Annotated in this window: 24 protein-coding genes and 1 pseudogene; 8 read left to right on the top strand and 17 right to left on the bottom strand. The window is 72.2% G+C overall.

All coding sequences use genetic code 11. The features are described 5' to 3' along the window. Nucleotides 1–175 precede the first annotated feature (175 nt). Entirely contained in the window at nucleotides 176–1,903 is a 1,728-nt protein-coding gene (locus GCN81_RS10685) for a translation initiation factor 2 (RefSeq protein WP_231626606.1), read from the top strand. A gap of 40 nt (nucleotides 1,904–1,943) precedes the next feature. Here GCN81_RS10685 and GCN81_RS10680 read toward each other — a convergent pair whose 3' ends face one another. From GCN81_RS10680 to GCN81_RS10655, 6 genes are all read right to left on the bottom strand, one after another. Then, nucleotides 1,944–4,088 (bottom strand): tetratricopeptide repeat protein, encoded by a 2,145-nt coding sequence (locus GCN81_RS10680; RefSeq protein WP_197287561.1) that lies wholly within the window; start codon nucleotides 4,086–4,088, stop codon nucleotides 1,944–1,946. Nucleotides 4,089–4,097: 9 nt separating this feature from the next. After that, on the bottom strand, nucleotides 4,098–4,385 hold the full coding sequence (locus tag GCN81_RS10675; protein WP_156724080.1) for a YkvA family protein: 288 nt from the start codon (nucleotides 4,383–4,385) through the stop codon (nucleotides 4,098–4,100). A gap of 190 nt (nucleotides 4,386–4,575) precedes the next feature. Then, nucleotides 4,576–6,036 carry an FAD-dependent oxidoreductase gene (locus tag GCN81_RS10670; protein ID WP_156724078.1) on the bottom strand — a complete coding sequence of 487 codons (1,461 nt, stop codon included), beginning with the start codon at nucleotides 6,034–6,036 and terminating at the stop codon, nucleotides 4,576–4,578. Then, entirely contained in the window at nucleotides 6,033–7,349 is a 1,317-nt protein-coding gene (locus GCN81_RS10665; protein WP_156724076.1) for a DUF6545 domain-containing protein, read from the bottom strand. The genes GCN81_RS10670 and GCN81_RS10665 overlap by 4 nt, the downstream gene beginning before the upstream one ends. 3 nt (nucleotides 7,350–7,352) lie before the next feature. Further along, nucleotides 7,353–7,886: a toxin-antitoxin system, toxin component gene (locus GCN81_RS10660; protein ID WP_156724074.1), complete on the bottom strand. Its 534-nt coding sequence runs from the start codon at nucleotides 7,884–7,886 to the stop codon at nucleotides 7,353–7,355. 94 nt (nucleotides 7,887–7,980) lie between these two features. Then, nucleotides 7,981–8,718 (bottom strand): helix-turn-helix domain-containing protein, encoded by a 738-nt coding sequence (locus GCN81_RS10655; protein WP_156724072.1) that lies wholly within the window; start codon nucleotides 8,716–8,718, stop codon nucleotides 7,981–7,983. Between the two features lie 210 nt (nucleotides 8,719–8,928). On the opposite strand from GCN81_RS10655, the gene GCN81_RS10650 reads away from it, so the two are divergent. Next, the gene (locus GCN81_RS10650; protein WP_156724070.1) at nucleotides 8,929–9,600 is read left to right on the top strand and encodes an MmyB family transcriptional regulator; all 672 of its coding nucleotides are present in this window, start codon (nucleotides 8,929–8,931) and stop codon (nucleotides 9,598–9,600) included. 63 nt (nucleotides 9,601–9,663) lie between these two features. Here GCN81_RS10650 and GCN81_RS10645 read toward each other — a convergent pair whose 3' ends face one another. Further along, the gene (locus tag GCN81_RS10645) at nucleotides 9,664–10,179 is read right to left on the bottom strand and encodes a GNAT family N-acetyltransferase (RefSeq protein ID WP_197287576.1); all 516 of its coding nucleotides are present in this window, start codon (nucleotides 10,177–10,179) and stop codon (nucleotides 9,664–9,666) included. Between the two features lie 85 nt (nucleotides 10,180–10,264). Continuing rightward, nucleotides 10,265–10,717, bottom strand: a complete 453-nt coding sequence (locus tag GCN81_RS10640; RefSeq protein WP_156724068.1) for a hypothetical protein — start codon at nucleotides 10,715–10,717, stop codon at nucleotides 10,265–10,267. A gap of 107 nt (nucleotides 10,718–10,824) precedes the next feature. Between GCN81_RS10640 and GCN81_RS10635 the strand changes: the two genes are divergently transcribed. Then, nucleotides 10,825–11,430: a DUF4291 domain-containing protein gene (locus GCN81_RS10635; protein WP_156724066.1), complete on the top strand. Its 606-nt coding sequence runs from the start codon at nucleotides 10,825–10,827 to the stop codon at nucleotides 11,428–11,430. Here GCN81_RS10635 and GCN81_RS10630 read toward each other — a convergent pair. After that, nucleotides 11,419–12,069 carry a flavin reductase family protein gene (locus GCN81_RS10630; protein ID WP_156724064.1) on the bottom strand — a complete coding sequence of 217 codons (651 nt, stop codon included), beginning with the start codon at nucleotides 12,067–12,069 and terminating at the stop codon, nucleotides 11,419–11,421. The genes GCN81_RS10635 and GCN81_RS10630 overlap by 12 nt on opposite strands. A gap of 66 nt (nucleotides 12,070–12,135) precedes the next feature. Between GCN81_RS10630 and GCN81_RS10625 the strand changes: the two genes are divergently transcribed. From GCN81_RS10625 to GCN81_RS10610, 4 genes are all read left to right on the top strand, one after another. Further along, entirely contained in the window at nucleotides 12,136–12,864 is a 729-nt protein-coding gene (locus tag GCN81_RS10625; RefSeq protein WP_156724062.1) for an ArsR/SmtB family transcription factor, read from the top strand. A gap of 110 nt (nucleotides 12,865–12,974) precedes the next feature. Continuing rightward, entirely contained in the window at nucleotides 12,975–13,385 is a 411-nt protein-coding gene (locus tag GCN81_RS10620; protein ID WP_156724060.1) for a RidA family protein, read from the top strand. Next, on the top strand, nucleotides 13,385–14,254 hold the full coding sequence (gene aac(3) / locus GCN81_RS10615) for an aminoglycoside 3-N-acetyltransferase (protein WP_197287560.1): 870 nt from the start codon (nucleotides 13,385–13,387) through the stop codon (nucleotides 14,252–14,254). The genes GCN81_RS10620 and aac(3) overlap by 1 nt, the downstream gene beginning before the upstream one ends. Nucleotides 14,255–14,365: 111 nt before the next feature. Then, entirely contained in the window at nucleotides 14,366–14,782 is a 417-nt protein-coding gene (locus GCN81_RS10610; protein ID WP_156724058.1) for an RNA-binding S4 domain-containing protein, read from the top strand. A 162-nt stretch (nucleotides 14,783–14,944) separates the two neighbouring features. Here GCN81_RS10610 and GCN81_RS10605 read toward each other — a convergent pair whose 3' ends face one another. The 5 genes and pseudogenes from GCN81_RS10605 to GCN81_RS10590 form a co-directional block, all read right to left on the bottom strand. Next, nucleotides 14,945–15,400 carry a (2Fe-2S)-binding protein gene (locus tag GCN81_RS10605; RefSeq protein WP_156724056.1) on the bottom strand — a complete coding sequence of 152 codons (456 nt, stop codon included), beginning with the start codon at nucleotides 15,398–15,400 and terminating at the stop codon, nucleotides 14,945–14,947. A gap of 98 nt (nucleotides 15,401–15,498) precedes the next feature. After that, nucleotides 15,499–16,866, bottom strand: coding sequence for a molybdopterin cofactor-binding domain-containing protein (locus GCN81_RS32300; RefSeq protein ID WP_231626602.1), 1,368 nt, complete (start codon nucleotides 16,864–16,866; stop codon nucleotides 15,499–15,501). A gap of 329 nt (nucleotides 16,867–17,195) precedes the next feature. Next, nucleotides 17,196–17,423, bottom strand: a pseudogene (locus GCN81_RS32295) (xanthine dehydrogenase family protein molybdopterin-binding subunit); the annotation flags it as partial. 430 nt (nucleotides 17,424–17,853) lie between these two features. After that, nucleotides 17,854–18,336, bottom strand: coding sequence for a DoxX family protein (locus GCN81_RS10595; RefSeq protein WP_156724054.1), 483 nt, complete (start codon nucleotides 18,334–18,336; stop codon nucleotides 17,854–17,856). 160 nt (nucleotides 18,337–18,496) lie between these two features. After that, nucleotides 18,497–19,516: a trypsin-like serine peptidase gene (locus GCN81_RS10590; protein WP_156724052.1), complete on the bottom strand. Its 1,020-nt coding sequence runs from the start codon at nucleotides 19,514–19,516 to the stop codon at nucleotides 18,497–18,499. Between the two features lie 295 nt (nucleotides 19,517–19,811). On the opposite strand from GCN81_RS10590, the gene GCN81_RS10585 reads away from it, so the two are divergent. Then, nucleotides 19,812–20,081, top strand: coding sequence for a DUF6343 family protein (locus tag GCN81_RS10585; protein WP_156724050.1), 270 nt, complete (start codon nucleotides 19,812–19,814; stop codon nucleotides 20,079–20,081). Between the two features lie 75 nt (nucleotides 20,082–20,156). Here the strand turns inward: GCN81_RS10585 and GCN81_RS10580 are convergent, their stop codons facing one another. From GCN81_RS10580 to GCN81_RS10570, 3 genes are all read right to left on the bottom strand, one after another. Continuing rightward, a complete protein-coding gene (locus GCN81_RS10580; RefSeq protein WP_156724048.1) occupies nucleotides 20,157–20,531 on the bottom strand; it encodes a tetratricopeptide repeat protein in 375 nt (124 codons plus the stop codon). Between the two features lie 107 nt (nucleotides 20,532–20,638). Next, nucleotides 20,639–21,244, bottom strand: coding sequence for a dephospho-CoA kinase (gene coaE / locus GCN81_RS10575; protein WP_156724046.1), 606 nt, complete (start codon nucleotides 21,242–21,244; stop codon nucleotides 20,639–20,641). Nucleotides 21,245–21,329: 85 nt separating this feature from the next. After that, the gene (locus tag GCN81_RS10570) at nucleotides 21,330–22,268 is read right to left on the bottom strand and encodes a PAC2 family protein (protein WP_156724044.1); all 939 of its coding nucleotides are present in this window, start codon (nucleotides 22,266–22,268) and stop codon (nucleotides 21,330–21,332) included. Nucleotides 22,269–22,426 lie beyond the last annotated feature (158 nt).

Here is a 22,426-nt window from a genome sequence, read left to right as displayed (position 1 = left end):
CCTCCTCAACTCCGGTATGTCGAGGGCATCTTGGCACAACGGGGGGAGCCGGCCGCGCTCTGCCCTCACCAGCCACAGGCGCCCCGAGTACGATCTCCGCATGCCGCCCGCCGACCCTCAAGCACCCGCCCCTGTCTGCGGAAAGGCCGAACAGGACGAATCCCCGCAGACTAGAATGAAGACTGTCGCAGCGGGCAGCGGGCAGCGGGCAGCGGGCAGCGGGCAGCGGGCAGCGGGCAGCGGGCAGCGCACCGAGAAGTACGTGCTCTTCGCCGCCCGTTCGGCGGCCGCCCTGCACCGGCTCCTGGACGTCCTCCCCGCCTTCGCCGGTGACCACCGTATTCACCGCCGCTTCACCCTGGTCCCCGGCTCCGACTTCAGCGGCGACGCACTCGCCGCCATCGAGCAGGCCCGGGCCCGAACGGTCCCCTGGGACGAGGCATGTGCCCGCCCGTACGACCTGATCCTCACCGCCAGCCCCAAGGGCGAGCTCCACGAACTCCACGGCCCCCGCGCCCTCCTGCCGCACGGCGCGGGCTTCGGCAAGGCGCTCCCCGACGACGGCTCCAGCGACTCCGCCTCCGGGCTCGACCCCGCCTACCTGCTGCGCGACGGGCACCCCGTCGCCGATCTGCACGCGCTCGCCCACCCCAGCCAACTCACCCGGCTCGCCCACGCGTGCCCGCCCGCCGCCGCCCGCGCCACCGTCACCGGCGACCCGACGCTCGACCGCATCCTCGACTCACTCCCCCTACGCGACCGCTACCGCACCGCCCTGCGCACCCACGGCCGCAGGTTGCTCGTCCTCACCTCCACCTGGGGCCCCGAGTCACTCCTGGAACGCCGCCCGGATCTCCCCGCCGAACTCGCCGCCCGCCTCCCCCACGACAGCTGGCAGCTGGGGCTCGTCCTGCACCCCAACGAGCACAGCAGGACAGGCGAGTTCGACCTGCGGGAGCAGTTGGAGCCCGCCCTCGCCGCCGGAATGATCCTGGCCCGGCCATACGAGGAATGGGCCGCGCTGCTGGTGGCCGCCGACGCGGTACTCACCGACCACGGCTCCACCGCGCTGTACGCCGCCGCCATCGACCGCCCTCTCATCGCGGCCTGCGACGGCGGTGGCGAGCTGATCCCCGGCACCCCGATGGCGGAGATCCTCACCCGTGTCCCCCGCCTGCGGCACGCCGACGAGCTGGTCCCCGCCGCCCACGCAGCCGCCCAACTCACCAGCCGTGTCAGGGATCTGGCCGAGCCTGCCTTCGCCGAGCGCGGCCACGCCATACGCCGCCTACGCGAAGAGCTCTACCGGCTGCTCGACCTCACCCCGCGCGCCGTACCGGCCGAGCCCCGCCTGCTCCCCGACCCGGCGCCCGCCACCCGTACGCCCGCGGTGTTCGCCGTACGTGTGAACGGGGAGCCGGACACGGGCCTGCGCGTCGAACGCCGCCCCGCCCACGCTCCGGGTCCCGCCCACCACCTCGCGGCCGAACACGGCGAGGCGGCCGAGCGGCACCTCCAGAGCGCAGCGCTCCACTACGTCCGCGCGGACCGGGCACCCACGCGCGGGGAGTCCTGGACCGTGGACCGCTGGACCACCCACGTCCTCACCCAGTACCCGGGCCGCCGCACCGCCGCCGTCATCCTGAGCCCCACACGCGGTGTCCTGCGCACCACCGGCGGCCCACTGCTGTCGCTGCGCCTCACCCCGTACGCCGATCAGGCCCATGCATCTCGGGCCGAGGCATTCCGCGTCGACCCCGCCGCCGCGCTCTCCGCCGCACACGCATGGCTGGACGTGCGCGAAGCACCCTCGCCGATCCGCTGCACCATCGGCGACCACACCTGCACGCTCCAACTCAGCCCCGCTACCGAGGCCGAAGCCCGCCACGCGTTCGCCAGGTAGCCCACAGCCCGCAAGCACCAGCCCACACAACCCACAGGCCCTAGCCCGAGCCCAGCGCGCCGCCCCGCTCCCGCACGGCGTCGGCGGCCGCGCGGTGCTGGCGGGCCGTGTCCGGGGCGCCCGTCTCATCGGCGAGGTCCGCCAGCGCTTCCAGCGACCGGACCTCCTCGCGGCCCGAGCCGCGCTGTCGCGCACCGACCAGGGCCGCCTCGTACAGAGCCCTGGCCTCGTCGCGGCGCCCGACCCGGTGCAGCACCCGGCCGAGTTCGAAGCCCGTACGCGCGGCCATCCGCGCCCGCCCATCCTCCCTGGCCTGTGCGTGAGCCTGCTCCAACAGGGTGATCGCCCGCGGGAGTTCGGATTCGCCCAGCTCGGCCAGCGCCTGGCCCAGCCGGTAGGTCTGCAACATGGCGCCGTAGTCGTTCTCGATCTCGATGTGGATACGTCCGGACGCCTCGAAGTCCGCCGCCGCGCTCGCCCAGTCGCCCTGCGCCGAGCTGAGCATGCCGCGGAACTCGATGGCGGATGCCCGCAGTTTCCGCTCGCGAGTCCCGTCGCCCAGCGCGCCGACCGCGGCCATGGCCTGGCCGATCTCGTCGCCTGCCCCCGCGTACTCACGTTGCTCCCACAAGGAGCGGGCCAACTGGCAGCGCATTCGCACGAGCGCGAGGGGGTGTCCGGCGCGCTGGGCGGCGTCCCGGCCGGTACGGAACGCGTCGGTGACCGCCGTGTAGTGCGGGTGGTCGAGGTAGTGGGTAAACAGGGGTTCGCAGAGCGCCCAGGCCTCGCTGTCCAGCCCTGCGGCGTACGCGGTGCGCACGCAGGCGAAGAGCGCCAGCCGCTCAGCCTCAAGCCAACGCAGCGCCGCGCCCTTCCCGTCCTCCCCTGCCGCCTCCCCTTCCCCCTCACCCTCCGCGCCCCGCGTGAACTCCATGTCGGGAGCATCCGGCAGCGCGGGCACCACCTCACCAAAAGTCATCCGGGGCCCAGCAGCCAGCAGGTCGGCACGCTGGGCCTGCCGCAGATACCAGCGGACGACCCGCCGCCGCCCTTCGACGCCCTCGACGCCCTCAACGCCTCGGCGGCGCGCGCAGCGCACCGCGTGCGCCCGCAGCAGGTCATGCATCCGCAGCCGCCGCCCGCCCCGCGCCCGCAGCAGCAGACTGGCCCGGACCAGCTCCCCCAACGCGTCCTCGGCGGCGTCCTCGCCCTCCCCCAGCAGCGCCACCGCCGCCTCCGGCAGGATGTACGGCCCCGGGTATCCGGCCAGCAGCCTGTAGAGCGTGGCCGCACCCGGGCTTAAGCGCCGGTAGGCGGCATCCCATACGGCCTCCACCGTCGGCACCCCCTTCTCGTCGAGTTCGGCGGTGAGTTCGGCGATCAGCCGGGAGAGCCGTCGCATCTCGTTCCCGCGCACCCACTCGGCGGCGACCTCGAGCGCGGCGGGCAGCCCGCCGCAGATCCGCGCGAGCGCGGCGGCCGACGCCGGGTCGGCGGCCAGCCGGGGGTCCCGCACGATCTTGGCGAGCAGCTGCTCGGCGTCCCCGGCCTCCAGTGGGCCGACCGGAAGCTCCAGGTCAGCGCCGCCCCGGATGTCGTACAGCTTCTCCTGGCTGATGACGATGAGCACGCTGTCGGCGGACGCGGGCAGCAGCGGCTCGACTTCCGTACGGAAGAACCGCGCATTGTCGACGATGACGACCAGACGCCGTCTGCCGGTCTGCTCCCAGTACTGCTTTCTGCGCCCCTCGAAGGTCGTCTCCAGCCAGTCCCGCACCCGGAAGGAGCGCAGTAACTCACCGAGGGCTTCGGCGATATCGGCTCCGCCGTCCTGCTGGTGATCGTCGAGGTTCACGTAGCGCACCAGGTATTCGCCCTGTGCGGCGAGTTGGTGCGCGAGGTGCACCCCGAGCGCGGTCTTGCCCATTCCGCCCATCCCGCTGACCGACACCACCAGCGGCCTACCGCCCGCGGGCCGCTGCCACCCGGCGGCCCGCAGCACCTGGGTCCGCTCCTCGTCCCGGTTCTGGAAGTGCCGTACATCCGGCGGTAGCTGATACGACATCACATCGAGCTCGGCATCCGCGCGTTGTTCGTATACGTGGATGTCCCTCGCCTGCCCGACCTGAAGAGCCGTACTCACCCTGGCCTGCCCACCCACGCTGTTCCACGTCTGATCCGCCACGCGTCAACTCTAGGGTCTGCGTACCGAATTGGCGCTCTTGGATGAGTGGAGCGAGCGCAGAGCGAGCAGCAGAACCCCGATGTCGTCGAGCAGGACGGGGTCGGGCAGCAGGTCCACCGGAGAGATCAGGTAGATCAGCGCGCCCCAGAAGGCCAGCTTGTTCTCCGGCGGGACGCCCGCGTCGCGCAGCAGCTTGCGGGCCCGCAGCAGCCGGACTGCGAGGAAGATCGTCAGCGCGGCGCTACCGACGAACACCACGCCGACGATCACCACGACCATCGTGATCTCGGTACTCATGCCGCCTCCAGGTGCCCATGGCGATGGGCGATGCGCGATGTGGCGATGTGGCGATGTGGCGATGTGGCGATGTGGCGATGTCCTGGTAAACGGCCCAGTATGGTTCACCCGGCGCCGCGCGGGGGTTTGCCCCACCGGGCCGGGCACGGGGAGTCAGCCGGCTGGGGGGTGTCAGTCGGCCGGGCGGGCGTCAGTCAGCGAGGCGGGGCCCGGACGCGGCGGCCTTCAGCTCGTCGACGGTCAGCGGCGGCCCCTGGAGCGCGGGCTTGCCACGCCCCCTGAGCATCGCGACGGCGATGTCCGGCTGCACCCAGGCGGTCGGCGGTGCCGACATGGTCAGCACGTCGAAGAGGGCCTGGGCGACCGCGGCGCGGTCGGTGGCGGTCTCCATGAAGCGGTCGACATAACGGTTCAGGAGCTTCGCGGCGGCCGGAGGACGCTTGCCCTTGGCGCCGGGGTAGAGAATGTCCTGCGACGTCGCCAGCTCCCAGGCGAAGGCGGCCCTGCGCCCGATGGCCCGCTGTACCTGGCGGGCCAGACCTGGCGCACGCAGCCGATCGTGCGCCGACGGCCCGGACGCGAGCTGGTCGCGCAGGGCGGTGATGCCCTGGGCCGCCACGGACATGCCCTGCCCGTAGACCGGGTTGTACGTGGCCACCGCGTCGCCCACCGCGATGAAGCCCTCCGGCCAGTCCCTGGCCTTCTCGAAGTAGCGGCGCCGGTTCACCGTGCTGCGGGAGAGGGTCACCTCCTCGGTCAACGGCGTGGTCTGCGAGATCAGTTCGCCGACGACCGGGTGCCGCACGGAGCGGGCGAAGGGCTCGAACCTGGCAGGGTCGCGGGTGGGTTCGCCGCCTCGGGTGCCGGAGAGGGTGACCAGCCAGCGGGCGCCCTCGACCGGGACGATCGTCGCGGTCCGCCCCGGGACGGGGACGCGCGGGTCGGCCTGGACGTTGACGATGGGGAAGTCCTCGGTGCCTTCCGGAGCACGGTAGACGCGACTCGCGTAGACGAGGCCGGAGTCGACCTCGGCCTCCTCGATCGGCCCCACTCCCAGGGCCTCGAGCCATGCCGGAGCCTGTGAGCCACGGCCGCTCGCGTCGATGACCAGGTCGGCGTGCAGGACCTGCTCGCCGTCCTCGGCAGTGCGTACGCGGGCGCCGGTCACCCGGTCGGCATCGCCCACCAGGCCCAGGAAGTCGGTGCGTTCGAGGACGGTGACCGAGGGCAGGGGCAGCACCTGCTCCCTGACCACCCAGTCCAGCAGGTCGCGGGAGCAGGCGATCACGTACTGCATCTCGGACCAGCGGCGCATCCAGCCCTGGGCCGTCATGGTGACCAGGCCGGTGGGCAGCGGGATACGGCGGGCTCCGGCGGCCAGCCACCGGTCGGTGATGCCGGGCAGCAGGCTCTCGAAGGCGCGGGCGCCGCCGGACCACAGCAGATGGGTGTGCCGGGCCTGGGGCAGGGACTTTCGTGCGTGGGGACCCTCGGGGAGCGTGTCACGCTCGATGACCATGACCTCGTCGACCGCGTCGGTCGCGCGGGCGAGGACGGCGGCCGTGAGCATTCCGGCCAGCCCTCCGCCCACCACGACAGCACGGCGCGGCCGGCCGGAGTGTCCGGTGGGCAGGGACGGGGATCGGCTCATCGTGGGCTGCTCTCTGTACTGGCCGCCGCCTGACGGGCTGCGGCGACAATCGGGGACCGCAGGGCGCGGGACACCCGCGCCAGGGACCTCGGGCCGGCACCCGCACCGGCGGCGATGGCCGATGCGGGTTCGGTCGACGAGGGTCCGTGCGACGGCTGTTGGTGCGACGACGGTCCGTGCGGCGACAGTCCGTGTGGCGACGGCTCGGCGGGGGGCGGTGGCGAGGGCGGGGCGGGGCGGTGTGCGGCCCCGGCCGGTACGTACCGGGCCCTGGCCGTCTCCGCGGCCTTCACCCGTACCGCCGCGGCCACCATCGCCGCGTCGCCCACCGCCCCGGCGTCCCGGGCGTCCGCGCCACCGGCGAGGGCCGCCTCGTACGCACGGGTCCGTACCGTCTCGTCGAGGAACGGCTGCAGGCCAAGGAGGTCGTCGTGGATCTGTGTCTCCCGCAGCGTGGCGCGCAGACCGGGCGCCGCCCACCAGGCGATCCGCACCGACGCGCCCTCACTCCGGGTGGACAGGTGCAGCTCCCGCCACAGGGCGCCCAGCCGCCAGTAGGTCAGCCAGGTACGAGCGGCCTCCGAGAGCCGGGAGCCCACCAGCGGCAGCAGGAAGCCCACCACGGCGAACAGGGCGCCGACGGACGCGAACACGGGGGCGGCGCCGGTGCTCAGCACATCCAGGTCAGCTCCGCACCACCGTGCGACCACGGCCGTGAGCTTGGCGCAGACATAGGCGATCTTGAACAGATAGCCGGTCACGATGATCATCAGGCTGGCCCGCAGCCAGCGGCTCCGCACCTGACGCGCCCAGCGCCAGCACAGGACGCAGACGCCAAAGGCCGGGGCGGCTATCGCCACGAGGTACAGCACGATCATCTCGCGGATGTACGGCGTGGTCGCGTAGTACGTGTCCAGGTCCCGCAGCCGTTCGACCGGTGCGCTGCCGAGGGCGAAGAGCACCGCGAGCGTGACGCTCACCAGGCCGTACCCGGCCATCAGCGCCCGGGTGATCCGGCGGGTCTGGTCCGGCGGCCCGCCACGCCAGTTGACGATCAGTACCAGGGTGGAGGCGGAGAAGGCCGACAGCAGGCCGTAGGCCAGGGGGGCGGAGAAGTTCGCGACGCCGGTGATGCGGTTGACCTCGGCGATCGTCGGTGGCGCGGCGAAGAAGAACACCGCGGCCGCGAGCCCGAGCAGCACACTGACGGAGCGGACCAGCGGATCACGCCAGTCCCGTACGGTCCCGGGAAGTTTGCAGACGAACGCGATCCCCATGGCGACCGCGGGAATGTAGTAGTCCGAGTTCTCCACGCGTCAGCCCCGCGGCCGGCGACGGCCGAGCGAGGCCTCGATCCGCCCGGCGAGCGCGTCGCGCCCCGCCGCCGAGCCGCGCTCGCCCGCCGTCGCCAGCCAGGGGCGGCACTTGCTGGCCAGCAGCAGGCCGAAGCTCTCCGCCTCGTCCTCCTCTGCCTGGTCGAAGCGGGTGCGGGCCGACACGCTGCGTACGGTTTCCTGTAAGTCAGCGGTCTGGGACAGCAGTCGCGCGGCGACTTCGGTTCCGGCCACCTCGTGGCCACAGTGCCCGGCCTTCATGTGCCACAACTCATGGCCCAGGATGACGAGTTGGTGGTCGGGTGCGGTGCGTTCCTCGACGACGATCAGGTCCTGGTCGGCCATGTCCAGCCAGAGCCCGCTGGCCGTGTCCGGCGGGAACGGCGCCATCTTGAATCTGACCGGGCGGCCACGGCGGCGGCTCATCCCCGCGCACAGTGCGGCGTAGAGGTCCGCGGGCGGGGTCGGGGGCGGCAGGTCGATACCGCTGACGAGTTCGCCGCACAGCCGACGCATGTCCCTGCCTATGCCCACCACTCGCCCCGCATCCGTGCCTGTCGCCTGCCCCGCCGATCTCGCCGCTGTTCGTCCCGCGCGTGCGGCCGCCGCATCAGGACTCCGACTCCGGCTCGGGCTCCGGACCCGGCTTGGACTCCGGACCCGGCGCCGGATCCGACCGTCTGACGTTCTCCAGCAGCATGTCGAGCCACTCCGTGACGGTGTCCCGGTGCTTGTCCGTGGGCAACTGCGCGGCGCGCCAGGCGATCCCGCGTACGCCGTGGTCCAACAGCAGACGCTGCAGCGGATCTTCCACCGGTACGTCATCCGACTCGCAGAGCTCGCCCTGGGAGGTGCCCCGCTCCTCGGCCGCCAGCCTCTGCAGGAGTTCCTGCTCGGTGCGCTGCAACGCACCGTCGAGCGCGTCGGCGTCCGAAGCCGTCAGGAACCCCGCGTGCACCTGGAAAAACCGCTGTATGGCGTCGCAGTGCTCCATGGTGGGACGCCGATCGCCGTTGATCAGGGCGCCCGCCTGCTGGCGCGACATGCCCGCGCCGCAGGCGATCTCCTGCTGGGTGTAGCGGCGGCCATCCGGCTTGAGGCGCGTTCTGCGCAGCAGGTCGAACCGCTGCAGAAAGCGCGTCTGGAGGTCAGGCTCGCCCGCCTCCCGGCCTTCCAGCAGCGCCTTGACCACGCCGACCGGGACTCCCGACTGGGCGGAGAGTTGCTGCAGGCTGAAGACCTCGTCACGACACAGGCCGAGCTTGTCGGCGAGTTCGCCGACACGTACGAGGGTTGCCGCGAGCGGCCCGGTACTTGCCGGGCCCGCAGCCGAGAGGCCATCTGGCACCGGTGGGTCTCCTCGATGTGACGGTGGGTTGTGGAGAATATCGCTTCAGCCAGATCCCGGCCAAGGGTTGCCACAGTTGTGGCGCGATCTGATCGAACAACGCCGCCGAATGCCACGATTGTTGACACGTTCTCTTCTCAACCAGCAGGATCGCTCTGCGGCCTCCACGCCGCACCCACGGGAGGGACGAGATCTCGATGGTGAATCTCGATGAATGACGCGGTGGCGGGGCGCGGCAGCGCCTGCGACGACCCGCTGGACACAGCGAACCCCGGTACACGGTCGTACCTGCGGGACTACGCCGCGATGCTCTACGCCACGCCCTTCCCCTCCCTGGTCGTGAATCACCGCTGGGACGTCATCGTCGCCAACTCCGCGTACGACGCCCTCTTCGGCTCCGTACGGCCGCATCCCACGGCCATGCCGCGCCACAACTTCCTGCGCTTCGTCCTCTTCCACCCGGATGCGAGCGAGGTACTCGCCGAGCATGAGACGAGCTGGTGCCTGCCGCTGCTCGCCCAGTTCGCGTCCGCGCTCGACACCCACGCGCAGGACCGAGGGATTCAGGACATTCGCCGGGACATCGCGGCGGACCCGATCATGAACGCCGCCTATCAGCAAGGCCTGCCGCACTGGATCAGAGCCGTCGGCCGCGCCGCCGTGGAACACGACGGCGCGCTGCGCCCGCTGCGCCACCCGGACCCGGCCAAGGGCCGCGCCACCTGCCGGATCATCAGCGAGACCCCCGCCACACTGCGGTCCATCGGCCTCAGCCGACTGACCCTGATGCTCCAGGACCCCGGCCTCACCGCTACCGCCACCGCCCCACCATCCGCCGCCGCTCGCACACGACGCGGCGCGTCACACCTGAGGGTCGTCTGAGACACGGCACCGCGGTCAGGCCAGCGGTGAGACGAGCGGTCAAGCCAGCGGTCAAGCCAGCGGCTAGTCCAGGGAAGCCGACGGCGGCGCGGCGAAGCACCGCACCGCGACCGTCTGACCTGGCCCCCACCGCTGCTCGACGGTGCCCAACGCCTCCCAGCCCAGGCGCTCGTACAGGGCCAGCGCCGCGGCATCGGAGGCGACGACGTCCAGTACGGGTTGCAGCGCACGCCCGCGCGCGTCCTGTACAGCCCCCCGCACCAGCAAGGCGCCGATCCCCTGGCCGCGCGCCACCGGAGCGACGAACAACCGGCTGACCACCGCGGTCGCCCCGCCCTCCCCGCCCTGGCGGCTCCCCCACAGCGCGGGCGCCGCGTCCCCCGGCCCGCTGCCGCACAGCCCGATATGCCCGACGACCCGCCCGTCCAACTCCGCCACCCAGGCCGCGAGCAGCGACGGCGGGCTCAGCCATGCCGCCGGTTCCGCAGGCCAGTTCACGGGATAGCCGTCACGCCGGTGCACCTCGGCGAGGGCCCGTACGCAGTCCTCCAGGTCCCCGTCCCGGCGCCCCCGCACCAGCGGCCGGACGACCGCCCCGCTCGCTGAGCCGGATGCCGTACCGCTCTCGTGTTCCACCCGAGCACCCTACGGGGCTACCTCAGCCTCACCGCCGACCACCCGGACCGCCAGGATCGCCTGGATTGCCCAGATGGATCGATCCCACCGTGCCAGCCTGGATGACCATGTCGTGTTGAACGCCGCCGCTGATCGTGTTGTTTACGTCCCCCTGCCGCTGCACCGCTCCCGGCGCCAACTCGTCGAGCAGCGTCCGGAGTTCTGCCGCCGCGGCCGGGTCGGCGCGCAGCGTGCGGCGGATGCGGTTGCGCCACTCGGCCGTCACGTCCGCGGCCGCGTCCGCGTCATCGGCGACCCGAGCCGCGGCGAGGTCAGCGCGAGCCTCCTCCAGCTCGCCCTCCACGGTCTCCTCGTCCTCGGAGCGCCCCCGCGAGAAGTACGCGACCAGCCGCCTCCGCGCCTGCGCCCAGCCATCGGTCGCCATCTGCTGGACGAGTGCCGTCGCCCCCGCAGTGGCCAGTGCCGTCAACTCTGCGTCCACGCCAGCCCCTTCCTCGTACATCCGGGCTCTCACCCTAGACGCGGGCACTGCCACCCCGCGCGAAAATCCCTGGCCCGGAGGGCAGCGGCTCCCGCACCCTGTACGCCATGGAAGCCACCCCAGCCCCGGCCTCACGCCGCATCCGCGCCCTCTACACCGAATCAACCGTCACCGTCTACCAGGCGTACGCCCCCGAGCTCGGGCTTCCCGCGGCGCGCGACGGGCGCTTTCCCGCGGCCTGGAAGCGGGACCGGATGACATGGATCAAGCCCTCGTTCCTGTGGATGATGTACCGCTGCGGCTGGGGAACCAAGGAGGGTCAACAGACCGTCCTTGGCATCGAGATCAGCCGCGAGGGCTTCGAGTGGGCGCTGCGGCACGCCTGCCTGTCGCACTATGAGCGCGGCCTGCACACCGACCAGGCCGCCTGGCAGCGGGAGTTGCGGCGGGCACCGGCCCGTGTGCAGTGGGACCCCGAGCGCGATCTGCGGCTCGCGCCGCTGCCCCACCGGTCGTTGCAGCTCGGGCTCGCGGGTGAGGCGGCGCGCAAGTTCGCCGACGAGTGGACGGTGTCCATCACGGACGTCACCGGCACGGCGCACGCCGTCCACGGCCTCGTACGCGACGGTGAGCTGGAGGCGGCGGCCCGGCTGCTGCCCGAGGAACGTGAATATCCGGCGGGCGAGGCGCTTCTCGCGCACCTAGGCGCGTGAGCCCGCTGTCTGGGAGCGGAAGCCGTAGCCGAGTTCCGGGTGGGCCAGGCCGAAGTAGTGCCGGAAGCTGTAGATGAGCGGGTTCCACTCGGCCGGGTCGATGTGCTGCGTTCCGGGGACCACCACGGACGCGGCGGCGTGCACCCGTACGACCTCGCACTCCGCGATGCGGAACTCACCGTCGGGACCGGCGGGTGTCAGGTTCCGTACCGTGGCCTCCAGCTGGAGCGGGCACTCGGCGACGCGCGGCGGCCGGACCTTCTGTGACGGCTGGGGGCGCAGGCTCGCCGCGCCGAACTTGTCCGGCTCATAGCGGTACGCGGAGCGCTTGGCGGCCGGTACGGGGTGAGCGCCGGTGAGCGGGGCGAGGCGTTCCACCGCGGGCCAGAGGTCGGCTGACGGGAGGTTGACGACCAGCTCCGGGCGCTCCGCGAGGTTGGCGGCCGTACGCCCCTCACCGCCCAGGCCGATGACGACGGTGTGCCCCAGTGCCCAGGCGGAGGAGATCGGGGCGAGGTTGGGGGTGCCGTCGGGGTTCTCGGTGGTGAGGAGGGCCACGGGGGTGCCGAAGTACAGGATGCTTGGGGATATCGCCAGGTGGTCGGTGGTGGCGGTGGCGGTGGTGGCGGTGGTGTTCATGGCGCGGAACGTTAGGGCGCCGGTACTTCGGTGAGCGCCGAAGTGTCCAGCGGTCAGAATGGGGCCATGAGCCCGAGCCCCGACAGCGTCACCGGCCCCGACCTGGCCGCCCTCGCCGGTCTGCTCGCCGACCGTACCCGGGCGGCGATGTGCCTGGCGCTCCTCGACGGCCGGGCCTGGACGGCGAAGGAGCTGGCCCAGCACGCCGGGGTCGCCCCTTCCACGGCGACGGCCCATCTGCACCAGCTGGTCGCGGGCGGGCTGCTGGCGGAGGAGCGGCAGGGCCGCCACCGCTATGTGCGGCTGGCCGGGCCCGCCACCGCCGAGATGATCGAGAGCCTCGCCTCGCACGCCCCGCTGCGGTCCACGCCCATCCGCTCGCTCAGCGACTCCCACCGGCGCCGCGCCCTGGCGCACGCCCGGTCCTGTTACGACCACCTGGCGGGTACGGTCGCCGTCGCGATCACCGACGCGATGACCGACCGGTCCCTGCTGACCTGGGAGTACGGACCCGCCCTGACCGACGCGGGCAAGGCCTGGCTGCGCGACCTGGGCGTGGACGACCACCGTCCCCGCTCGGGCCGCGCCCATGTCCGCGGCTGCCTGGACTGGACGGAGCGGCGCCCGCATCTGGCGGGCGCGGTGGGTGCCGCGTTCCTGCAGCGGGCGCTCGACGCCGAGTGGGTGCTGCGTAAGGGCAGCACCCGGGTGATCGTCCTGACGGACACCGGGCGTGGGGTGCTGCGGGAGCGACTCGGGCTCGCTGACGCGGTGTTGTACGCCCCGGCCGACTGAGCGTTTGTGTCACAGGCTCCGCGAGGCGAAAAGCGGGTGCGGGCGCTCTTCGCCGCTCGGCATGATCGACCCAGCAGCACCCCCGACCGTCGACGTACCCGGAGGCATCCGTGATCAAGCGCACCGTCGTTCCCTCGCTCTTCACACCGCCGGCCTACGCGCACGCCTCCGTCGTCGAGGCCGGTACCCGGCTGGCGTTCCTGGCCGGGTCCGTACCACTCGACGCCGAGGGCGAACTCGTCGGCGAGGGCGACGCCGTACAGCAGGCCAAGCAGGTCATCGCCAACCTCGAGGAGCAGCTGCGGGCCGTCGGCAGCGCTCTCTCGCTGGTGGCGTACACGGATGTGTACGTGGTGAGCGGTGAGCCCGCCGTCCTGTCGGATGTCTGGGACGTCGTGAAGGCCTCGGGCCTCAGCACGGGACCGCACGCCTCGACCCTGCTCGGCGTCGCCTGCCTCGGCTACTCGGGGCAGCTGGTGGAGATCACCGCCACGGCCGTCGTACCGGACGCCGCCGTCTGATGGACGAGATGACACTGCTCAGGCGCGCAGGCGGCCCCGTCACGCGGAGTCGGCTCGTCCGGGACCTGACCGCGCTCGGTCTCGGCGACGGCGACACCGTCATGTTCCACACCCGGATGTCCGCCATCGGCTATGTGGCGGGCGGCCCGCAGACGCTCATCGGCGCCCTCCGCGATGTCGTGGGGGCGCGCGGGACCCTGGTGGTCAGCTGTGGCTGGAACGACGCCCCGCCGTACGACGTCACCGACTGGCCACAGGCCTGGCAGGACGCGCTGCGCGCGGAGCACCCGGCGTACGACCCCGACATCAGCGAGGCCGACCACGAGAACGGCCGCCTCCCCGAGGCCCTGCGCCGTTGGCCGGGCGCGGTCCGCAGCCGCCATCCGGACGCCAGCTTCGCCGCGCTCGGGGCGGCGGCCACCCCGCTGATGGCCGACCACCCGTGGGATGACCCGCACGGCCCCGGCAGCCCGCTCGCGCGGCTGGTCGGTCTGCGCGGCCGGGTGCTCATGCTGGGCGCTCCGCTGGAGACGCTCACCCTGCTGCACCACGCCGAGGCGCTCGCCGAGGCGCCCGGCAAGCGGTTCGTGGAGTACGAGCAGCCGATCCGGGTCGACGGGGCGCGGGTCTGGCGGCGTTTCCGCGACATCGACTCGACGGACGGGGCGTTTGACTACTCCCCCTTCGTGCCCGAGGGGGTGGACCCGTTCGAGGTGATCGCCCGGGACATGCTCGCCGCTGGAATCGGCACCCGAGGGACGGTCGGCGCGGCCGACAGCTGCCTGTTCGAAGCGGGTGAGGTCGTCGATTTTGGTATCAGGTGGATCGAGGAGCGGCTTCGATGGGACGGCACGGCGGCGGCTCGCTAAGGGCGTGGCGCGCTGACCGCCCGCCCGTAGGCTCGATGTCGGGATAGAGGCCCAGGCGCCCGATCCCGCCGCTCCAGACATCGGGCTGACGCCGCGGGCTAGAGTCGAGGCATGACTTCGGAGGCTACGGACACCGGGACCGTACGGGTCGACAGCTGGATCTGGTCGGTGCGGCTGACCAAGACGCGCTCGGCGGCCGCTTCGGCCTGCCGCGCGGGCCATGTGCGGGTCAACGGAGAGCGGGCCAAGCCCGCGCAGACGGTCACGGCGGGCGACGAGGTACGGCTCCGGCACGCGGGCCGGGACCGGGTCGTCGTCGTACGCCGCGTCATCCGCAAGCGGGTCGGCGCACCGGTCGCCGCAGAGTGCTACGAAGACAACAGCCCACCGCCCCCGCCCCGCGAGACAACCGCCCCCGCGGGCGTCCGAGACCGCGGCACAGGCCGCCCGACGAAGCGAGACCGCCGCGAGATGGACCGCCTACGTGGTCTGGGGGCACAGCCCCCAAGCGAACCCTCCGCCACCTGAGCACGGCCGCCGAACGGCCCGGGGCCCGAGCACCGCGAGGGCCAGGGCCGAGACCGGAACCCAGTGGCCAGGGCCGGAGTGCGGGCCCCCGGGGCCGGGCCCCGAACGCCGCAGCCCAAACACCGCAGCCCGAACCCCGGGCCCCGAACGCCGGGGCTCGGGCTACGTTTTGGCCGCGGCTGCCTTGATGGCCTCGCGGACGCGGAAGTACGTCCCGCAACGGCAGACGTTGGCGATCGCGTCGATGTCGGCGTCGGTCGGGTTCTTCGTGCGCTTCAGCAGGGCGACCGCCGCCATGATCTGCCCCGGCTGGCAGTAGCCGCACTGGGCGACGTCCTGCTCCAGCCACGCCTCCTGGACGGGGTGCAGGGTCTCACCGTCCGCGAGGCCCTCGATGGTGGTGACCTCCCGGCCCGCCGCGTCCGCCACCGGTACGGCACACGGGTTGACGGCCTCGCCGTCCAGGTGGCTGGTACAGGCCTTGCAGACGTCGATGCCGCATCCGTACTTGGGGCCCCGGATACCGAGCAGGTCGCGCAACACCCACAGCAGTGGCAGGTCTGCGGGTGCCTCGACGGTGACGGACTCGCCGTTCACGGTGAAGGTGTGTGCGGGCACGGGATTTCTCCTCCGGGAGAGCCGGATCGGCGGGATCGGCCGGATCGGCCAGATCGGTTGGCTGGGCCAGGGGTCGAGCCGGGGCGTCGCGCCCCGGCTCACCGCGGAAACGGCTCGAAGTCGATCGCGAAGTCCACCGGAAATCCGCGCGGGCGGCTGCCGGTAGCGCGCGCGTAGGCGTTGCCGATCGCCGCGACCGCGGCGGGCACCCCGAGCTCCCCCACTCCCCCGGGCTCGGCTCCGGGGTCGGATTCCAGTACATGGACCCGTACGTCCGTCGGCGAGTCAGCCTGCCGCGCGTAGTGGAACTGCGAGTAACTGCCCTCCAGGGGCAGCCCCCTGTCGATGTGCAGCCCGGCCCGCAGCGCCGTCGCGACCGCGTCCGTGAGCCCACCCTGCATCTGCGCCTCCACTCCGCGCGGGTTGACGGCCCGCCCGACGTCGACGGCGATCACCGCCTTGGTGACGCGAGGCGCCTCCGGGTCGCGGGCGTCGATCTCGACCAGACAGGCCGTACAGGACTTGTACTCCTCGTGGAAGCCGATGCCCTGCGCGTGCCCCGCGGGCATGGCCCGCCCCCAGTCGCCGTCCCGCGCGGCCTTGTCGAGTACCGCACGCTGCGCCGCCGTGCGCAGGTGGCGGCGGCGGAAGTCCACCGGGTCGGCGCCCAGCTTCTGGGCGATCTCGTCGACGAACATCTCCTCCGCCGCGCGTGCCGTGCCCGAGTACACGCTGCGCCAGGACCCGGTGGGCAGCTTCAGCGGCACCTCGGTCAGCGACTGCCGGGTGATTCCCAGGGCGTACGGGGAGCTCACGGTGAGGCGGAACATCAGCTGGGCGAAGGTCTCGTTCCCCAGCGGGAGTCCGGTCAGCCCCGCGGTCACCGCGTCGCCGAGTCCGTGCCGGACGTCGGTCTCCGCGCAGGCCATCCGGTGCTCGAAGGAGAGCACCTTCCCGGCCGCGTAGATCGCGCGGAGCTTGTGGTGGGTCGGCGGGCGCATCCGGCCGTGCCGCATGTCGTCGACGCGGGACCACATCAGGCGCACCGGCCGCCCGGCGCCCTTCGACACCTGCGCGGCCTCGATCGCGGCGTCATGGAACAGCCGCCGCCCGAACGAACCGCCCGCCTGGACGACCTTGAGGTCGACCTTGGCCGAGGCGAGCCCCACCGCCTTGGCGACGGCCGCGCGGGCCGCGATCGGGGACTGCGCGGCGGTCCAGACGGTGGCGCCGTCGGCGCGCACGTCGGCGACCGCGCTGTTGGTCTCCAGCGGCGCGTGGCTGACCGGCGCGAAGTCGAACTCGGCCTCGATGTACGGGGTGAGCAGCGGCGGGATGAAGGAGCGAGCGGCTTTGCGCAATCGGGTGCGGATGCCGTCGTCGGACAGGTCATCGACGGGTCCTGGTCCCCAGTCGGCGCGTACGGCCGCCGTGCCCGCGAGCGCCTGCCCGAACGTCTCGGCCACGACGGCCACCCCGGGGGGATGACGACGACCGCCACGACACCGGGCAGCGCCAGGATCTCGTCGCGGTTGCGCAGTGCGCGAACCGTGCCGCCCAGGGTGGGCGGGCGCCGCACCATGGCCGGTTTCGCACCCGGGATGTCCAGGTCGAGGGCGTACTCCTGGCGCCCGGTGACCATGGCCCTGGCGTCGATACGTCCCGTGGGGCGGCCTACGACGCGCTGCTCGGCCGCCGGTTTGAGGTCGGCGTCCGCCAGTTCGCGCGTACGGGGAGCGGCGGCGGCCGTCGTCAGCTCGCCGTACGAGGCCGAGCGCCCGTCCGGCGCCACGGCCTTGCCGTCCCGTGTCGCGACCGCGTCGGGGGCCAGGTCCCAGCGCGCGGCGGCGGTGGCGGCGAGCCGGGCTCGGGCGACGGCGGCGGCCGCGCGCACCGGCCGGTACAGCGAGCGGATGGAGTTCGAGCTGCCGGTGAGCTGGTTGAAGAGCAGCTCGGGGCGCGCACCGTCCAGGCGTACGGTGACCTTGTCCAGCGGGACGTCCAGCTCGTCGGCTATCAGCATCGCGACGGCCGTCGTCAGCCCCTGCCCCCACCTCCTGACGCGGCAGCCCGAAGCGCACCGTGCCGTCCTCGGTGATGTCCAGGGTCAGCAGATGCGCGGTCGGCAGCCCGGCGATGATCAGCACATCGCCGAGGTCGGGCAGCAGGCCAGGAAGGATCCCGGGAGGGTTCTCGGGAAGGGTCTCCGGAACGGCGTCCGTACCGGCGGCGTGTGCGGCCGGGGCCTGTGCGCTGGTGCCCCAACCGACGGCCACGGTCAGCGTGGGTGCCGCGACCAGATAGGTGAGCAGCGTACGTCTGTCGACTCCCGCGCCTTCTGCCATACCGTCAGCCCCTCGCGCCGCCCCGTCAACACTGATCGCGGCTGACTCTATTGACCAGGAGTCAGCCGCGCCAGAGGTTCGGGGAAGGGGCCGGGGGCGAGCGGCAGGTCACCGCCTCTTCCGCGCCACGACCTGTCGTGCCGTCGTGACCAGCCGGACCGTCTCATGGCGCTGGACCCGGGCGATCAGCACCAACGGCACGATCAACACCAGTGGCGTGTACCAGAACTCGCCGCCGAGCGCGGTCACCGAAGTGACCGTCGCGCCGGTCATCAGGCCGATGAAGGCGATCGCCGAGACACCGGAGAGCATCGGGATCAGCAGCGCTATCGCCCCGAGCACCTCCAGGCCGCCGACGACGTACATCAGCCAGTCACCGGCTCCGATCTGGTCGAAGGTCTCCTGCGCCGCGGGAACGGCGAACAGCTTCGGCGCCCCGCTGGCGACGCCGAAGAACAGCGCGAGCGCGATCCGCAGCGCCCGCAGCGCGATCGTGGCGTGGCGGCCGCGCACCGGAGCGGTGGCGCGGGCGGGACTGACAGGGGCGGCAGCGGCAAGGACGGTGGAGGCGGTGGCGATCTCGGCGGCCATGGCGGGCGGTCTCCTCGTGAAAGCGTCGGAAGCGCGTGTCACAGAGACAGACCGGCGCACCGGGGAGAACTCATCGCCGTCGCCGGGGTTTTCCGGCCGGATTTCGCCCGTACGGAAGCGGGCCGGGCGCCCGTTCCCGGACGCCCGGCCGTGACCGTGGTCAGCTGGACTGTGCCTGCTGGTACAGGTTCCGCGCGTCGTCGCCGAAGTAGGGGCCGAACATATAGCCCGGCAGGAAGACATAGCCGAAGCTGTTCACCGAGTTCTGCAGTCCGGTGCCGGTCGATTCGTCGAAGTCCTGGAACCAGGGACCGCCGCTGGAGCCGCCGGTCATGTCGCAGGACAGGCCGTTGGCGGTGGAGAACAGGAAGTCACGGAAGGAGTTCCCGCTGCAGTAGATGAGCCGGGAGCCGTCGTACGGGTCGGCGGCCGGGAAGCCGAAGGCGTACATCGCCTTGCTGTAGCCGGTGTTGAAGGCCACGCCCTGGGCACCGACGACATCGGTGAGCCGCTGACCGTCCAGCGGGTTCACCACCGCGGCGCCGACGTCGAAGTTGATGTCCTCGCTGGCCACCCACTGCGGCGTGGCGAGGGTCTTGCTGGCGGTCCACTTCCCGTGCGGGGCGTTTCCGTCCCGGTAGCCCGGGACGAACACCCAGTCGGTGTGCCAGGCGCCGTCCAGCTTCACGCAGTGCCCCGCGGTGAGGACGGTGGACTTGTTGGCGCTGGTGACCGCGTTGCCGGAGCAGGAGGCGGTACGGCCCTGGTAGCTGAAGAAGACCCGGCCGGATGTGGTGGTCACCGCGCCACCGCTGTCCCAGGGTCCGCCGCTCTGCGGGAAGGCCTGGGTGCCGGGATTGACGGGGTTGACGCCGGTCGGCGGCACGCGGAGTTCCGCGCCCGACCGCACCTTGGAGAGCAGGTCACCGGCCTTGACCGGCAGTACGTCGAGCGGCTTGGCGGCGCGCATGCGCTCCGCGGTCCAGAAGGCGTTCAGGTCCTTGGACTGGCGCTGCTCGTAGGCGGGGGTGGCGTCTGCCGGGGCGGCGTCCGCGCGGGCGGCGTCCGCGGGGGTGCCCGCGGTGGCCGTTCCCACCTGTAACAGGGTCGCGGCGAGCAGGGCTCCTGTGGCGGTGAGTGCTCCGATGACGCGGCGGGGGGTGAGGTGGCTTCGTCTCACGCGTACGGACTCCTTTGGCGACGGCCGCGCGCGCCCTTGGGGTGACCGCGCGGGCATACGGGTGTGCGGAGCGGTGCGGAGATGAGCTGCGCGAGGCGGTGCGGAGCCTGCACCGGCAGCGTGCCACGGAATCGACTTCTTGTCAGGAGCGCGACAGGAAGGAGGTTGTTCGAGGTGTCAGCGGAAACCAACCACCGGTTGTTTTCGGCCTGTTGCCCGTCCAGTCCCGCCGTCGGACGAGGGACTTCCGGGGACCGACGGGAGGGGGGACCATGGAACAAGGAGATGAGACCCGATGCGTACAGGCAGTGAACCCCTCACCGCACGCAGTCCCCTCCGGATGCGCTTCTGGTTCGGCGTGTGGGGGCTGATCTGGGCCGTCGCGGGCACCGTCGCGTTCGCCTACGCGGGCCGCCCCGGGTGGGCCATCGCGTGCGGCGTACTCACGGTGATCATTACCGTCGATGTGGCGATGGTCCTCCGCCACATCCACCAGGGCCCCCATTACCAGCCAGGGCCCGACGTCCCGCCCTACGAGCCCGACGGGGGCGGCAAGGGTGGCTGACCTCCCACGTCAGCCACCCGGCGATGCGCCGCGCACCCGAACTCCCTCCGAACTCCCCCGGGACTCCCTCCGGACTCAGTCCGACTCGAAGCGCGCCGCCGCGACGTAGTCCGGCTGCGGGTCAAGCGCCGCCGCCAGGCGGAAGTGGCGCCTGGCCTGCTCCGGACGGCCCGCACGCTCAAAGGTGCGGGCCAGCGCGAAGTGCGCGAAGGCGTTGTCCGGTTCACGCTCGAGAACCAGCTCGAACTCCAGCTCGGCGGGGCGCAGTTGCGCCGCCGCGAAGAACGCGCGGGCCCGCAGCAGCCGGGCCGCGGTGCTCTCCGGGTGCGCGGCGATCACTCGGTCGAGCAGCTGCACCGCGCCGCGCGGATCACGGGCGTCCAGCAGCCGCTCCGCCGCACGGAAGTCGATGACGTGGGTTTCCGGGGTGCGTCCCTTGTTCTCGGGCACGATCGTGGTCCTTCCTTGGCTGAACCCCTACAACGACGGACGCCAACACGGTATTCCGTTAGCGTTCCGACACCCCGGCTGCTAGGACGCGTCTCTCCGGGGCAGCGCTAGGCGGACGCCTGGGCGCGCCCTACGAGGTCCTGCCATACGGCACGGACCTGCGGCTCCAGGGCCTCCAGCGGGCCGTCGTTGTCGATCACGATTCCGGCGATCTCCAGGCGCTTCTCGCGCGTGGCCTGGGCCGCCATCCGGGCGCGCGCGTCGTCCTCGGTCATACCCCGCAGGCGTACCAGCCGGTCGAGCTGGGTCGCTGGCGACACGTCGACGACGATCACGACGTCATACAGCGGCGCGAGACCATTCTCGGCGAGCAGCGGCACGTCGTGCACCACGACGGCGTCCGGGGGCGCCGCGGCCTCCAGCTCGGCGGACCGCGCACCCACCAGCGGGTGCACGATGCCGTTCAGTACGGCCAGCTTCGCCGGGTCCGAGAAGACCAGGGCGCCGAGACGCGGCCGGTCCAGGGTCCCGTCCGGCGCGAGGATCTCCTCGCCGAAGGCCTCGACGACCGCGGCGAGGCCGGGCGTTCCCGGCGCGACGACCTCCCGCGCGATCCGGTCCGCGTCGATCAGTACCGCTCCGTACGCGTCGAGGAGCCGGGACACCTCGCTCTTACCGGCACCGATGCCGCCGGTCAGGCCCACTTTCAGCATGAACGGCAGCCTAGGCCACCCCGGACCCACCCCGGGAGGGCACCTGACCTAGAGGTTCCCAGAGGTCGCCCTCGCGTAGAGGTTCCTAGAGGTCGCCCTCGCGCTCCGCGAGGAAGCGCTCGAAGTCGCGGCCGATCTCGTCCGCGGACGGGATCTCGACCGGTTCGGCGAGCATGTTCCCCCGGGTCTCGGCCCCCGCCGCGGCGTCGTACTGGTGCTCAAGTCCCTGGATCATGGCGACCAGTTCCTCGTCGCCCTCCTGGATCTGGCGGTCGATCTCGGTCTGGGTACGGTGCGCCTCGGTGCGCAGGCCGTGGGCGACACCGGGCAGCACCAGGCCGGTCGCCGCGGTGATCGCCTCCAGCGCGGTGAGCGCGGCGTCCGGGTATCCGGAGCGCGCGATGTAGTGCGGGACGTGGGCGGCGACGCCCAGCACGTCCCGGCCCGCCTGCATCAGCCGGTACTCGACCAGCGCCTCCGCGCTGCCGGGTACCTGCGCCTCGTCGAAGGGGCTGCGGTGTCCGGGCACCAGGTCGGTGCGGTTGCCGTGCGGGGTCAGGCCGACCGGGCGGGTGTGCGGCACGCCCATCGGGATGCCGTGGAAGTTCACCGAGAGGCGTACGCCGAGCCGCTCGACGATCTGCCCGACAGCGACCGCGAACCGCTCCCACTCGACATCGGGCTCAGGCCCGGACAGCAGCAGGAAAGGCGCGCCCGTGGTGTCCTGCAGCAGCCGCACTTCCAGTGCGGGCTCCTCGTACTGGCTCCAGCGGTCGCGCTCGAAGGTCAGCAGCGGACGGCGGGCCCGGTAGTCGATCAGCCGGTCGTGGTCGAAGCGGGCCACCACCTGACCGGGAAGGGTGTCGGTGAGCTTCTCGACGATCTGGTCGCCGGTTTCGCCCGCGTCGATGTACCCGTCGAAGTGGTAGAGCATGACAAGTCCGGCCGAGTCCTGGGCGAGCGCCATGTCGACGACCGCGAGGCCCTTCGGCTCCCATGTGTACAGACTCTGGGGATCAAGCACTGTGACCGCTCCTCCTCGTGTTCCTCCTCAAGAACGCGCGAGGAAGCACCGGCATTCCCCACCCGCGACTTTCGGCCGCCACAGATCACTGACGCGACGCCGTCGAACACGTCGACGGCTGACGGGACTTGCCCCGCGAACGTCCGAACCGCGGCCGA

This window comes from Streptomyces apocyni, assembly GCF_009739465.1.
GTDB lineage: Bacteria > Actinomycetota > Actinomycetes > Streptomycetales > Streptomycetaceae > Streptomyces > Streptomyces apocyni.
This window is presented reverse-complemented; position numbering and strand designations above follow the sequence as displayed.